This window comes from Micromonospora sp. CCTCC AA 2012012 (assembly GCF_040499845.1).
Taxonomy (GTDB): Bacteria; Actinomycetota; Actinomycetes; order Mycobacteriales; family Micromonosporaceae; genus Micromonospora; species Micromonospora mangrovi.
Genome location: NZ_CP159342.1, coordinates 988879 through 1003004 on the forward strand (window position 1 = coordinate 988879; position 14126 = coordinate 1003004).

Below are 14126 nucleotides of genomic sequence, written 5' to 3' on the forward strand. Positions count from 1 at the left end.
TCCTGTCGCACCAGCGGATCGAGGAGGAGTAACGATGGATACGGTGACCATGGCCGACGAACGTGTCGAAACGTTCGACGAGCGGGTGCGACGTCTCTTGCGATGGCACTTCGACCCCGAAACGGGGTCCACGTTCTGGTTGCAGCAGCGAGCCAAGCTCGACTTCGATCCCCTCACGGACGTCAACGACGCGGCCGGACTGCTGCGCTTTCCCGACCTCACCGACGAGCTGCGGCATGTCCCGGTTGATGAGCTGATACCCCGAGGCCTGCGGGGCACGGGGTTCCAGGTGTACGAATCGGGCGGCACCAGCGGGGCGCCCAAGCGGATCGTCGACCGCGAATACCGGCGGCGGTTGCTGTCCTGGGCGATGGGACGGCTGCGCGCCCACCACATCCCGGAGCCAGCCAACTGGTTACACCTCGGCCCTACCGGTCCGCATGTCTTCGCCTATGACTGCTCCCGCTACGCGGCCCTGGGCAAGGGCATGTTCCACACTGTGGACTTCGACCCCCGGTGGGTGAAGAAGCTCGTGGCATCCGGTGACGTCGACATCGTCAAGCGGTATGTGCGGCACCTGCTCGACCAGGCGGCGGAGGTGTTGCGGTCACAACCGATCAAGGTTCTCAGCACCACGCCACCGCTCATCGAGGCCATCTGCGCCGACGCGGAGCTTCACGCCTTGGTCGAGCGTAACGTCGAAACGATCATCTGGGCCGGCACGTCGTTCAGCTCGGAAAGCCTTCGGCAGGTGGAGGAGCTCTTCTTCCCGGAGAAGACGATTGTGGGGATCTACGGCAACACGCTGATGGGCGTGGCACCCCAGCGACCACGACGCCACGATGACACCCATCTGTGCGTGTTCGAGCCGTACGCGGAATCGGTGCGCATTGACGTCGTCGATGACGACGGCGCGGTCGTGGAGTACGGACAGCGGGGCCGCGTCCGGCTCAGTCTCGTCAGCGAAGAGATGTTCCTCCCCAATGTCATCGAGCGCGACACCGCAGTGCGGGTGGAGCCGGCCGACCACGGCGCTGTCGACGGTCTAGCCGAGGTCGGCACCGTCGCCGCCGTCGGTGACGTGCGGGTCATCGAGGGGGTGTACTAGTGGCTGATGCCGTGGTGGAACCGATCGTGTGCGGTCGCACCGTCCGCAGTCTCGACCGCACCTGGCTCACCGACGTGCGAGGAGGCACGCTGGCCGAGGTAGGGCTTGCGCCCAGGCTGATGGCCCTGGCGGCGGTCACCCAGGCCAGGCGGGCGGCCGACGGACGGCCGATCGACCATGAACTGCTACTGCGGGCGGGGCAGCTCTTCGCTACGGCGGACCTCGATGGGGAATCGCCCCTCGAGTACGAGCGGCGGGTCGCCCTCGCCGCTGGCCTGCCCCGCGTCACGATCCGCAACGCCCGCGCCGACATCGTGCGGAGTATCACCCAGCTGCCTCTCACAGTGCGCGGCGAGCTGCCCGACCCCCGGATCGGTGACGGCTATCAAACAGCATGGGTGCCGGCCGGACGGCTCTTCACCGCGGTGATGGCCAGTAACCATCCGGCGCCCAACGACGCCTGGCTGCATGCGCTGGCGCTGGGCTACAGCGTGATCGTGCGGCCGGGCACGCGGGAGCCCTTCACCGCCCGGCGGCTCGCCGTCGCCCTGATCGAGGCCGGTCTGCCGCCGCACCGGATCTCCTTCCTGCCGTGCGAGCGCCCGGTGGGGGAGTATCTGCTGGAGGCGGCTGACCGGGGCATCGTCTATGGCGGCAGTGACGCCGTCGCACGCTGGTCCGGCAGCGCGTCGGTCACCACTCGAGGGCCCGGCCGCAGCCGGGCGTTGCTCGACCGGACGTTGACGACCGACGTGCTCGAGCACCTCACGGTCAGTGCCGCGTACGACGGAGGAACTCGGTGCAACAACATCTCCCTGGTGCTGACCTCGCAGGACCCCCGGGAGGTCGCCGACGCCCTGGCCGCTCGCTTCGACGCCCTGGACAGCCCGGAGGTCACGGCTGTCGACGCCACCCTGCCCGTCGTCGACGCCGTCCGCGCCGAGTCGTTGACCCGTCAGATGACGGGGCTGGCGGGCGAGTTGACCGTACACACGGCGGGTGGGGGCCCGGTGGTGCGGTTGGACGACGGGTCGTACCGGCCCGTCCCGACGGTCCTGTCGACCACCGACCCGCGTCATGCGGCGGTGGGGGTGGAGCTACCGTTCCCCTTCGTCGTGGTGGCTCCCTGGCAGCGCGAGGACGGCGCTGCCCCTCTCGGCGGTGCGCTGGTGGTCAACCTGTTGACCGACGACGTCGGTCTTCGGGCCGACGCGGTGGCCGATCCGACCATCCGTAAGGTCACCTGGGGGCTTACGTTGCCCTGGGATTCCGCGCCCGGTATCCCGCACGAGGGGAATCTGTCCATGTTCCTTCTCCAGGCCAAGGGCGTCGTATCGACGGGAGCGAGGGATCATGCGTTGGCTTGAGGATTTGCTCGCCGACGGGTGGTGGGCCACTGGTCGAGCCGTGCGCTTCCAGCTGCCCAATCAGAGCGAGTCGACGATCACCTACGGCGACCTGTGCCGTCAGGCGGCGACGCTGGCGGGGCGGATCGGTGAGTCTGGTGAAGGGGCGCAGATCCGTCTGGCCATCCTGACGATGGGCAGCGCGGAAGGGCTGGTTGCGCTGCTCGCCGGCCTGATCGTCGGCGCGGTGGTGATCTCCACGCCCATCCAGACCACGAGTCCATGGTCGGCGGACCTGCTGGGCGACCCTGACATCGTGTTGACCGACGCCACGGGCGCCGCGGTGCTGGAGTGCCACGAGAGGCTGATCGGCGTGCAACCCCGCTACCGGGTACTGACCGTCGACCTGGCAGAGCCGGCGACGGCGACCGTCAGGCCCAGCATCTGCTCGGATCAGGATGATGTCTGCAAGATCGCGTACTTGGACTCGGGTCGGTCACCGCTCGTGGTCGCGCTCACCGGCTTCGCCCTGGACACGGCGGTACGCCAGCAGGGCGGTCGGCGGTCAGCCGCCGGCGGTGCGCTCAGTAGTCTTACCGGGCAACTGGCCACCTACCGGACCCTGCTGGCAGGTGGTGTCGTCGATCTCACCGCTCATCGTCCGGCCGCCTCCTCGTTGCTCAGCCCGATGCCGGAAATGGGAGTCCACCGGCCGAGCGGATCTTCGGACCGATCGGCCGATCCCCTGCCGTACATCGTGGACAATTTAGCGCGACTGCATGAGCTTGTGTCGGAAACCGCTCCGCCCGAGAGGTCCGCAGTGCTCTCTTGATTAGCTATGTTGGAGGCACGGCTACTATTTTCTACAGTCGGTAGGCGCGGGGATGGATTTCCAGAGCGGGCCGGGAAACAAACGCACTGCCGAGCTCGCCCGAACGGGCAAGGGACGAATGTATGCCACGAGAGTCTCCCGCACTGCCGGGAAGCGGATTCCTCATCGACCGTCTTTCGGCAGCGCCGCTCTACCAGCAGTTGTATGAGCAGCTTAGGTGGAGTATCGAGGCGGGACAGCTCGCCCCGGGCACCCGCCTGCCTGCTACCAGGACGCTGGCGAAGGAACTGGGGGTTTCCCGCAACACGGTGCTTGTCGCATATGACCGGCTCCTCGCCGAGGGTTACCTCGACGGTCGGGTGGGATCCGGGACGCGGGTAGCGACGCGGGAGAGCGTTCAGGAGCTGGAGGCGCTGCCGGCTCGACCGGCCGCGCAGACACCCGTGCGGATCACCCGGGCGGCGCGTCGCATGGCCGAGGCTGCCGCCTTCTTCACGCCGGCGCACGATCAGCTGCGCTATCCGGATCGACCGTTCACTCTCGGAATGCCCGCCCTGGACCTCTTTCCCTCCAAGGTCTGGGGCCAAATCATGTTCAGCAAGTCCCACCAGCTGACGAGCGCCCTGTACACGCACCGCGACCCGGCCGGCTACTGGCCCCTACGGAAGGGCATCGCGGCCATGCTCGGGCTCATGCGGGGTGTGCGCTGCACTCCTGAGCAGGTGATTATCCAGCCGAGTGCGCAGATCGCCGTGCACGTGACGGCGCTGACGTTGTTGGAGCCCGGGGAGAAGGCCCTGGTGGAGGATCCGGGACTGCAGGCGATCCGCGGTGCGCTGCACGCCGCGGGCGCCGACACATGCCCGGTGCCGGTCGACGGCGAGGGGATGCGCATCGCCGTCGGTCAGGAACGATATCCCGACGCGCGGATGGCGCTGGTGACGCCTAACAACCAGTTCCCACTGTCTATCCGCATGTCCACTGCGCGTCGTCGCGAGTTGCTGGCATGGGCCAGGGACAACGACGGTTGGATCATCGAGGACGACTACGACGGCGAGTTCTGGGCGGACAACCCTGGGCCGCCGCTGCATCAGGCTGACGAGCACGGTCGGGTCATCTACGTCGGCACCTTCAGCAAGGTGCTGTTTCCAGGCCTGTGCCTGGCCTATCTGGTGGTGCCGCCCGACCTCGTGGACATCGTCACGGTGGTGCAACGGGCGACCGTCAACTCCCTCAACATTCTTACCCAGGCCGCGCTCGCCGAGTTCATCGAGGCCAACCATCTCGCCCGGCATGTACGACGCATGAGGGACGTCTATCGGGAACGCGGCAGCACTCTGGTCGATGCCCTGCGCACGAAGCTCGACGGTTTTGTCACGATCGACACCGCGCCCCGGGGTACGCACCTCGTTGCGAACCTTGCCAGCGCGGTCGATGACCAGCGCTTGGCTCGAATGAGCAGAGAATTGCGGCTGCGGGTGTATCCGCTGTCGTCGTTCGGCGACGAGATCGAAGGCGCGGGGCGGGGTCTCGTCCTCGGCTACGCTGCCACGCCACCTGAGAAAATCCTTTCCGGTGTGGATCGGTTGGCGACGGTTGTAGAGCAGTTCAACGCCCGTGCGCGCACTAGCGGTCCAACTGTATTGCGGAAGAGCATATGAGGTAGCCCGTCTAGGTCCAAAGGTCCATGTTCGCCTATTGGCAGGAGCCATTCTTAGTGGCACTTGCCGGATACCGTACATGGCCCTGTGCCAACCGTGGTGACGCCTATACGTTCCGTACCGGATCGCGGCGCCAGAGAGGCAGCCGCACCGGCCCCGCACAATGTAGGGGGAGAGACTGTATGACATCGCCACGGCTTCTCGCGCGGCGCTCCGACGCGCCCACCACCGACAGCTGGAGTCCGGCAAGCTGGCGCACGCTGCCCATCGAGCAGCAGCCACCCTGGCCGGACCGAGACGAACTCGAGGCTGTCGCCGACTATCTGCACGGCCTTCCCGCATTGACCCCCGCCGACGAGATCCTGCGACTACGCGAGGACCTGGCCAAGGCCAGTGCGGGGCAGGCGTTCCTGCTTCAGGCCGGTGACTGCGCCGAGCCGCTCGGGCTGGCGGCCACCGCGTCCGCGCGGATGAAGCACACGGTCATTGCGTCGCTCACCGCTCGCCTTGAGCGGGAGCTGCACCGGCCGGCGGTCGGCGTGGGACGCCTCGCCGGCCAGTTCGCCAAACCACGCTCTGAACCCTTCGAGTCCGTCAACGGGCAGCTGCTCCCCGCCTTCCGTGGCCTGATGGTCAACGAGCCGGACGCCAGCTCACAGGCCCGCCTACCGGACCCGTACCGACTGCTGTCCTGCTACTACACCGCACGGCAGGTCGTCGCCGAGCTGGCGGCGGCCGGCGGCGGAGTGCGGACCAGCCACGAGGTGCTGATCCTCGAGTACGAGCAGGCACTGACCCGCTACGACGAGGTCACCGACCAGTGGTTCCTGCGCTCGACTCACCTGCCCTGGGTCGGCGACCGCACCCGCCGCCTGGACGGCGCTCACCTGCACTTTCTGGCGGGCCTGGCCAATCCGGTGGCGGTCAAGGTCGGCCCCACCGCCACGCCCGAGCAGGTGGTGCAAATGTGCGACCTGCTTGACCCTCACCGTTTGCCGGGTCGGCTCACCCTGATCAGCCGGATGGGTCACCGCCACGTCACTGACCACCTGCCGCCTCTGGTGCGGGCGGTGGCCGACGCCGGACATGCGGCCGGGTGGGTGTGCGACGCGATGCACGGCAACACCGTGCGGGGGGCCGGCGGGGTGAAGACGCGCCACCTGGACGCCATCGTGACCGAGTTGACCACCTTCGTCGAGGTGTTGCACAGCCACGGCAGGGAGCCGGCCGGCCTGCACCTCGAACTGGCCGCCGACGACGTCACCGAGTGCGTCGGTGGAGTGAGCGTGGCAGACGAGAGTCACCTCAGCCGCGCCTACCGGTCGCTGTGCGACCCCCGGCTGAACAACGAGCAGGTCGAGATGGTCGTCGACGCGTTCATCGCCGCGATGCACCGCTGAGCATCTTTCCCGCAACTCAGTGACCCGAGCGGAGGAGGCATCCCCGTGCGCACCCTGCTGGTCGACAACTACGACTCCTACACCTACAACCTGTTCCAGCTCATCGCCGTCGTCAACGGCGCCGAACCGACCGTTGTGCGCCACGATGACCCGTCCGTGGAGACGCTGGACCTGCGCCAGTTCGACAACGTCGTCATCTCCCCCGGCCCGGGACGCCCCGACCGGGAAAAGGACTTCGGGTTCTCCGCGCGGGTCATCGCGGACTCGCCGGTGCCCGTGCTGGGCGTCTGTCTCGGACACCAGGGCATCGCCTCCGCGCACGGCGCGGCGGTCCTGTCCGCGCCGGCGCCGCGACACGGCCACCTGACAGCGGTCACCCACGACGGGACCGGCATCTTCGCCGGCATCCCGCAGAAGTTCACCGCCGTCCGCTACCACTCGCTGTGTGTCGAGAACCTTCCCCCTGAGCTGATCGCGACGGCCTGGGCCGAGGACGGGGTGATCATGGGACTGCGGCACGTTAGCCGCCCCATGTGGGGCGTGCAGTTCCACCCCGAGTCAATCTGCACCGAATACGGGCAGGGCCTGCTGGCGAACTTCCGCGACCTCACCCTGGCGAACCGAAGCCGGGAGACTGTCCACGCGTCCGCCCCATCCACGACCACTGGGCTCCGGCTGCACGTGCGCTCCCTGGACTGGGAGACCGACGCGGAGGAGGCCTTCGGTCGGCTTTTCCGCGACTCCTCCCACGCGTTCTGGCTCGACAGCGCCCGGGTGGAGGAGGGCCTGTCCCGGTTCTCCTATCTCGGTGACGCCTCAGGTCCGCTGTCCGAGATCGTCCGCTACGACGTCGGCGCCGGCGAGGTCGAGGTCACCGCGGCGGGCGGGCAGTCGTCGCGGGTGCCGGGGACCGTCTTTTCCTATCTGCGGCAGCGGTTGTCCGAGATGCGCGTTGACTCGGACGCGCTGCCCACTGACTTCACGTGCGGCTACGTCGGCTACTTCGGATACGAGCTGAAGGGCGACCTCGGCTCGCCCGTCCCGCACCGCGCCGACACCCCCGACGCGTACTGGATCTTCGCGGACCGTTTCCTCGCCGTCGACCACCGGGACAAGCAGACCCACCTGGTCGCGCTGTCCGACTGCAGTGAGGCCGCTGACCAGGCCGCGCAGGAGTGGCTGCGTGCCACCGCCGAGCAGCTGACGTCGATTCCCGAGGCGCGACCGACGGTGGCGCAGATCCCACCGTCGGTCGACGCAGCGGCGCTCACCCCGTCGCTGGTGCGGAATCAGCAGCAGTACCTGGCCGACATCGACTCCTGCAAGCGGGAGCTGGTGGCCGGTGAGAGCTACGAGATCTGCCTGACCAACTCTCTGCTGCTGCCCCGGCCCAAGGACGGTTTCGCCTTCTACCGGGCGATGCGCCGGTACAACTCGGCCCCCTATTCGGCCTACCTCCGTTTGGGCGACCTCGAGGTGGCCTGCTCCTCCCCGGAGCGTTTCCTGCGGCTGACTCCGGACGGGATGGTGGAGACGAAGCCGATCAAGGGGACGGCGCCCCGGCATCCCGATCCGGAGGTCGACGCGGCCCTCCGCGACGAGCTGACCACCAGCGACAAGACCCGCGCGGAGAACCTCATGATCGTCGACCTGCTCCGCAACGATCTCGGTCGTGTGTGCGAGGTCGGCACCGTCACGGTGCCCAAGTTGATGCAGACCGAGTCGTACGCGAGCGTTCATCAGCTCGTCTCGACCATCCAGGGCCGGCTGCGGGCGGGCTCCAGCGCCGTCGACTGCGTCGAGGCGTGTTTCCCCGGTGGTTCCATGACCGGAGCGCCGAAGCTGCGCACGCTGCAGATCATCGACGGGCTGGAGACCACCGCCCGGGGCATCTACTCCGGCTCGTTGGGCTTCCTCAGCTGCAACGGCACGGCGGACCTGAACATCGTGATCCGCACCGCGGTGCTGGCTGGTCAGCAGATGCACGTCGGCGCTGGGGGCGCCATCATCCTCGACTCCGACCCTCAGGGCGAGTTCGACGAGATGCTGTTGAAGGCTGCCGCGCCGCTGCGCGCACTGCTCAGCGGGGGCTACCAGGAGGACATCGATGTCTATCAGTGACCCTCTGTCTGTGTGCATCATCGGCATGGGCCCGCGCGGACTGTGTGTCCTCGAGCGTCTGGTCACCAACGCCGCCGCCACCCCGGACCGTCCTGTGCGCATCGACGTCGTGGACCCGTACCCGCCGGGGGCCGGTCGGGTCTGGCGCGCCGACCAGTCCGACCGGCTGCTGATGAACACCGTCGCATCCCAGGTGACCGTCTACACCGACGCCACGGTCGACATGGCCGGCCGGTTGGCGGAGGGCCCCAGCCTCTACGAGTGGGCCCGCTTCCAGGTGCTGATGGGCGACCTCAAGCAGTTCCCGTCCGATGTGGCCGATGAGTTGCGCGGTGTGGGGCCCGACACCTACTCCACCCGCCGGCTGTTCGGTCATTACCTCACCTGGGTCTACCGGCGGGTGGTCGCCACGGCGTCGGCGAACGTCACGGTGCGGGCGCACGACACGGTCGCGGTGGCCGTGTGGGACGAGCCCCACGGCGGGCAGTGCGTCCAGTTGCAGACCGGTGAACGCCTGCCCGGCCTGGACGCGGTGGTGTTGGCGCAGGGCCACTACCCGGTCACTCCCACCGTAGAGGAGCAGACGCTGGCGGCCTTCGCCGTCGAACACGGGCTGACGTACATCCTGCCGGCCAACCCGGCGGATGTGGACCTGACGATGGTGCGCCCCGGCGAGCCGACTGTGCTGCGTGGGCTCGGGTTGTGTTTCTTCGACTACATGGCTCTGCTCACCGAGGGACGCGCCGGTCGCTACGTCCGCGGCGATGACGGCGTCCTGACCTACCTGCCGTCCGGTCTGGAGCCGCGCCTGCTGGCCGGGTCCCGTCGGGGGATCCCCTACCGGGCGCGGGGCCGCAACGAGAAGGGCGCGCACGGGCGTCACGAACCCCGCATCCTCACCGTCGAGCTGGTCAATCAGCTCCGTGGGGCGTCGGGCGCGGCACCGATGGACTTCATGACCGACCTGTGGCCGCTGATCGCCAAGGAGGTGGAGACCGCCTTCTACGTCGCGACGCTGCGCCGCTCCGACTGCGCCTGCAACGGTCAGCGGTTCGAGGCGGAGTACCTGGAGGTGCCGTGGGCCGACGACCAGGAGGAGGAGATCCTGCGCCGGCACGGGATCACCGACCGGTGGGACTGGAACTCGGTCTTGAACCCGGGGCACGGCGACACCTTCACCGAGACAGCGGCGTTGCAGGAGTGGATGCTGCGCTATCTGCAGACGGACCTGGCCACAGCCGAGGAAGGCAATGTCAGCGGACCGGTGAAGGCGGCCATGGATGTGCTGCGTGACCTCCGTAACGAGGTGCGCCTGGCGGTCGACCATGGGGGGCTGCGCGGTGACTCGCACCGTCGGCACCTCGACAGCTGGTACACGCCCATGAACGCTTTCCTCAGCATCGGTCCGCCGGCCCAGCGGGTGGAGCAGATGGCGGCGCTCATGCGCGCCGGTGTGCTGGAGGTCATCGGCGCGGGCATGCAAGTGTCGCCCCATCCGGAGCGGGCCGCGTTCCTCGTGGAGTCCACGCAGACCCCCGGCGTCCAGCATGTGGTGACCGCGATGATCGAGGCCAGGTTGCAGGAGGTCGACCTGCGACGCACCGCAGACCCGCTGCTCGGGTGGATGCTGGCACACCGGTCCTGCACCTACCATGTGGTGTCGGATCCGGGGTCGCAGCCCCACGTGACCGGTGGAGTGGCGGTCACCGGCCGGCCGTTTCACCCGCTGTCCGCGACGGGAGATCGGCACAGCCGACGGTTCGTGTTCGGCGTGCCGACGGAGGGCGCCCACTGGGCGACGGCGGCGGGTGCGCGTCCCGGCGTCAACTCGGTGATGTTGGGTGACGCGGACGCGATCAGCTTGTCCGTGCTTGCCCTGTCCCGGGCGGCGGCGGAGACGACGGAGACGGTGACGACATGATTGGCGGGCACGGTTTCGACCGGGGACTGCTCAGCCCGAGCAGCGCGGGTCGGGCGATCGAGCACGCCGTCGGCGACGACGCCTTCCTGCAGGCGATGCTCGATGCGGAGGCCGGTCTCGTGCGGGCTCAGGCCCGGCTGGGGGTGGTGCCGCAGCAGCACGCGGACACCATCACCGCCGTCGCGGACGCCCGCCGACTCGACCTCGACGCCATCGCCCGCCGCGCGACCGAGACGGCGAATCCGGTGGTCGCTCTGGTGGCCGCGCTCACCGCGGCGGTCGCCGCGGTGGAGCCGGCCGCCGCCGAGTACGTCCACCGGGGCTCCACCAGCCAGGACATTCTCGACACGGCCCTGACGATGGTGGCCCAGCGGGCGCTGCACATCATCGACGCGGACCTGGCGGCCACCGCCGATGCGCTCGCCCGGCTCGCCGACCGGCACCGGGGCACGGCGATGGCGGGGCGAACGTTGACCCAGCATGCCGTGCCCACGACGTTCGGGCTCAAGGCCGCGACATGGCTGTCCGGGGTGTTGGACGCCCGGCAGAGCATCGCCGTGCTGCTGCGGGACGGGTTGCCGGTGCAGCTGGGTGGCGCCGCCGGCACCCTGGGCGCCTACCTGGAATTCGCGCGGCTGGCCGGCGACACCGGCGACACGTACGCGGCGAAGCTGATGCACGCCTTTGCCGATGAGCTGTCCCTGGCGGAGCCGCTAGTCCCGTGGCACACCGTCCGTACGCCGTTGCACGCGGTCGTGAGTGCGCTGAGCCTCACGACCGGTGTCCTGGGCGCTATGGCGGCCGACGTGCAGGTCATGACCAGAACCGAGATCGGGGAGCTGGCGGAGCCGACCGGGCCGGGGCGTGGGGCTTCCTCCGCGATGCCGCACAAGCGCAATCCGGTGCTGGCCACCCGGATCCGAGCGGCGGCCGCGCAGGTGCCGATGCTCGCCGCGACAGTCGGGTTGTGTCTCGTCGCGGAGGACGAACGCCCGGGCGGTGCGTGGCACGCCGAATGGCAGCCCTTTCGGGAGGCGTTACGGTTGACGGGGGGAGCGGCCGACGCGGCGTCGGAGCTGTCCGACGGCCTGACGGTGTTCCCTGACCGGATGCGGCGCAACCTGCACCTGGCCGGGGATTTCATGACCTCGGAGCGGCTCGCTGTCCGACTGACCCCGCTGCTGGGCAAGATCGAGGCGAAGGACCTGCTATCGACGTTGACCACCCGGGCGCACGAGAGCGGGCAGCCGCTGCATGCGCTGGTGGCGGCCGATGACCGGGTCGCGGCGGTCCTCGACCCGTCGGAGGTGACCGCGGCGCTGGATCCGGCCGACTATGTGGGTGCCGCCGGTCTGCTGGTGGATCGGGTGCTGCACCGCCACGAAATGTCCGCCGCGTCGCCGCCGGGCCCACGCCAGTGAGCGAGCCGGACCCGCTGACACGTCCCCTGGTGGGCGCGCCGATGGCGGGCGGTGTGAGCACTCCCGCGCTCGTCGCCGCGGTCAGCGACGCCGGGGGACTGGGGTTTCTGGCCGCCGGGTATCAGCACCCGGCCGACCTGGCCGCCGACATCACCCGGGTGCGTCGCGCTACCGACGCCCCATTCGGCGTCAACGTGTTCGTGCCGGAGTCCCGGCCAGTCGACCTGGACGCCGTGGGAGTGTTCCGGCGCGCGCTGACGGCGGAGGCCGCCCGTTGGCGGGTGACATTGCCCGAGCCGGTGGAACGGGACTCGGACTTCTTCGACGAGAAGGTCGACATCGTCGTCGCCGCTCGGGTGCCGGTGGTCAGCTTCACCTTCGGCTGCCCACCCCGCGCGGTCGTCGACCGGTTGCACTCCGTGGGGACGCGGGTTGTCGTGACCGTCACCGACGCGCAGGAGGCGATCGAGGCCGCCGCGGTTGGTGCCGACGCCCTGTGCGTGCAGAGCGCCCACGCCGGCGGGCACCGCGCCACCTTCACTTCCGCCGAACGGTGCGACACGCGGACGGGTACGCCGGAGCTGGTGGCGTCGGTCCGGCAGGCCGTCGCGGTGCCCTTGATCGCGGCCGGCGGCATCGTCCGGCCCGAGGAGGCCGCCGCGGTGGTCGAGGCCGGCGCGTCGGCGGCGCAGATCGGCACCGCCCTGCTGACCACGCCGGAAGCCGGCACCCACGCCGCGCACCGGGCCGCCCTGACCGCGTCCGACCGTGGCACCACCGTCACCCGGGCGTTCTCTGGCCGTCTGGCCCGAGGACTGCGCAACCGCTTCATCGACTCGTTCGGCGCGCTCGCGCCGGCGGCGTATCCGCAGGTGCATCACCTGACGAAGCCGCTGCGCGCGGCGGCGGCGGCGCGCGGCGACGCGGAGGGCATGGCGCTGTGGGCGGGGACGGGTCACCACCTCGTCCGGGCGGAGCCCGCGGCGGCGGTCGTCGCCCGCCTGGCCGCCGTCGTGGCCAGCCGCCGGCCGGAATCACGTTGATCAATCGAGACACGAGGAGGATCTGATGCCCCACATCAACATCAAGTTCTTTCCGGTAACCCTGCAGCAGGACACCGAACAGCAGCTGATCACCGACCTGACCGAAGCGGTCACCACCGCGTTCGGGTGCAGCGCGGATGTCGTGTCCGTCGCCTTCGAGCCGATCGAGGAGCAGCGCTGGCAGGCGCAGGTCTACCAGCCGGAAATCATCGAGCGCCGGCACCTGCTGCGAAAGCTGCCGAACTACTGAGTCGTCGCGTCGACCGACCGGCGGGCCCGGTCGCTTTCAAGGGGGGGACACCGTCATGGCGCAGCCAACCTACGCGCTCGCACCGAAACCATTGCCGAGCATCGCCGACGGGATTGACGACCTCGTCGGCAACACGCCGCTGTTGCGGTTGCCGGTCCCGCACCGCGCGCCCGGCGCCGATCTGCTGGCGAAGCTCGAGTACGCGAACCCGGCCGCCAGCGTGAAGGACCGTGCCGCGCTGTACATGCTGCGCGCTGCGGAGGCCGACGGCCGGTTGCGGCCCGGTGGTGTGGTCGTGGAGGCGACCTCCGGTAACACGGGTATCGCCTTGGCCGCGCTGTGCGCGCCGCGCGGGTACCGGTGCATTATCGTGCTGCCAGACAACGCCACGCCGGAACGGATCGGGCTGTTGCGTCGCTTCGGCGCGGACGTGGTGCTGACTCCACGGGAGGCCCGCTATCAGGGCGCCGTGGACAAGGCCGAGGAAATCTGCGCGGTGACGCCCGGCGCCTGGTTCGTCCGGCAGCACGACAACGAGGACAACCCGCGGGCGCATCTGGAGACGACCGGGCCGGAAATATGGACCGACACGGGTGGTCAGGTCGACATCCTGGTCTGCGGCGTCGGCACGGGCGGCACGTTGTGCGGCACCGCGACCTACCTGAAGCAGCTCAATCCGGGGCTGCGCGCAGTGGCGGTCGAACCGTCGGGGTCGCCTCTGCTGTCGGGGGGGCAGCCGGGCACTCACGCCATCCCGGGCTTCAACGGCGGGTTCGTCGCCCCCACCACCGACCTCAGCGTCATCGACGAGGTGATCACCGTGGCTGACAGTGAGGCGGCGGCGACGAGCCAGTGGCTGGCGCGTCGGGTGGGGGTTCTCGCCGGGTTGTCCTCAGGCGCGGCGACGCACGCGGCGTTGCGGGTCGCCCGCCGCCGTAGCAGCGCCAACCGGCGGTTGGTTGTCATCCTCCCCGACACCGGGGAGCGCTACCTCAGTATGTGGACGGAGCGTCCGTGAGACGG

The 14126-nt window shown here is 69.3% G+C and carries 11 protein-coding genes; all 11 read left to right on the forward strand.

What is annotated here, in order from left to right; translation table 11 throughout:
- Positions 1-34: 34 nt before the first annotated feature.
- The 11 genes from ABUL08_RS04600 (at position 35) to ABUL08_RS04650 (ending at position 14121) form a co-directional block, all read left to right on the forward strand.
- Positions 35-1108 (forward strand): hypothetical protein, encoded by a 1074-nt coding sequence (locus tag ABUL08_RS04600; protein WP_350934818.1) that lies wholly within the window; start codon positions 35-37, stop codon positions 1106-1108.
- On the forward strand, positions 1108-2475 hold the full coding sequence (locus ABUL08_RS04605) for an aldehyde dehydrogenase family protein (RefSeq protein WP_350934820.1): 1368 nt from the start codon (positions 1108-1110) through the stop codon (positions 2473-2475). Before ABUL08_RS04600 ends, ABUL08_RS04605 begins: the two co-directional genes overlap by 1 nt.
- A complete protein-coding gene (locus ABUL08_RS04610; RefSeq protein WP_350934822.1) occupies positions 2462-3286 on the forward strand; it encodes an acyl-CoA synthetase family protein in 825 nt (274 codons plus the stop codon). The genes ABUL08_RS04605 and ABUL08_RS04610 overlap by 14 nt, the downstream gene beginning before the upstream one ends.
- 122 nt (positions 3287-3408) lie before the next feature.
- A complete protein-coding gene (gene pdxR, locus ABUL08_RS04615; protein WP_350934823.1) occupies positions 3409-4947 on the forward strand; it encodes a MocR-like pyridoxine biosynthesis transcription factor PdxR in 1539 nt (512 codons plus the stop codon).
- A 182-nt stretch (positions 4948-5129) separates the two neighbouring features.
- A complete protein-coding gene (locus ABUL08_RS04620) occupies positions 5130-6347 on the forward strand; it encodes a 3-deoxy-7-phosphoheptulonate synthase (protein ID WP_350934825.1) in 1218 nt (405 codons plus the stop codon).
- Positions 6348-6392: 45 nt separating this feature from the next.
- A complete protein-coding gene (gene pabB, locus ABUL08_RS04625; protein WP_350934827.1) occupies positions 6393-8468 on the forward strand; it encodes an aminodeoxychorismate synthase component I in 2076 nt (691 codons plus the stop codon).
- Between the two features lie 25 nt (positions 8469-8493).
- Positions 8494-10389: an FAD/NAD(P)-binding protein gene (locus ABUL08_RS04630; RefSeq protein WP_350938495.1), complete on the forward strand. Its 1896-nt coding sequence runs from the start codon at positions 8494-8496 to the stop codon at positions 10387-10389.
- The gene (locus ABUL08_RS04635) at positions 10386-11810 is read left to right on the forward strand and encodes a class-II fumarase/aspartase family protein (protein WP_350934828.1); all 1425 of its coding nucleotides are present in this window, start codon (positions 10386-10388) and stop codon (positions 11808-11810) included. The genes ABUL08_RS04630 and ABUL08_RS04635 overlap by 4 nt, the downstream gene beginning before the upstream one ends.
- Positions 11807-12853, forward strand: coding sequence for a nitronate monooxygenase (locus ABUL08_RS04640; RefSeq protein WP_377522271.1), 1047 nt, complete (start codon positions 11807-11809; stop codon positions 12851-12853). Before ABUL08_RS04635 ends, ABUL08_RS04640 begins: the two co-directional genes overlap by 4 nt.
- A 25-nt stretch (positions 12854-12878) precedes the next feature.
- Complete coding sequence (locus ABUL08_RS04645) at positions 12879-13103, forward strand: tautomerase family protein (protein ID WP_350934829.1); 225 nt, start codon at positions 12879-12881, stop codon at positions 13101-13103.
- 55 nt (positions 13104-13158) lie between these two features.
- Complete coding sequence (locus ABUL08_RS04650) at positions 13159-14121, forward strand: PLP-dependent cysteine synthase family protein (protein ID WP_350934831.1); 963 nt, start codon at positions 13159-13161, stop codon at positions 14119-14121.
- The last annotated feature ends 5 nt before the right edge of the window (positions 14122-14126 follow it).

Bases quoted from the DNA above. Each gene is read 5' to 3' on its own strand.
- ABUL08_RS04620 (WP_350934825.1), top strand. From the start codon at position 5,130: ATGACATCGCCACGGCTTCTCGCGCGGCGCTCCGACGCGCCCACCACC.
- ABUL08_RS04645 (WP_350934829.1), top strand. From the start codon at position 12,879: ATGCCCCACATCAACATCAAGTTCTTTCCGGTAACCCTGCAGCAGGAC.
- pdxR (WP_350934823.1), top strand. From the start codon at position 3,409: ATGCCACGAGAGTCTCCCGCACTGCCGGGAAGCGGATTCCTCATCGAC.
- ABUL08_RS04650 (WP_350934831.1), top strand. From the start codon at position 13,159: ATGGCGCAGCCAACCTACGCGCTCGCACCGAAACCATTGCCGAGCATC.
- ABUL08_RS04610 (WP_350934822.1), top strand. From the start codon at position 2,462: ATGCGTTGGCTTGAGGATTTGCTCGCCGACGGGTGGTGGGCCACTGGT.
- ABUL08_RS04600 (WP_350934818.1), top strand. From the start codon at position 35: ATGGATACGGTGACCATGGCCGACGAACGTGTCGAAACGTTCGACGAG.
- ABUL08_RS04635 (WP_350934828.1), top strand. From the start codon at position 10,386: ATGATTGGCGGGCACGGTTTCGACCGGGGACTGCTCAGCCCGAGCAGC.
- ABUL08_RS04630 (WP_350938495.1), top strand. From the start codon at position 8,494: ATGGGCCCGCGCGGACTGTGTGTCCTCGAGCGTCTGGTCACCAACGCC.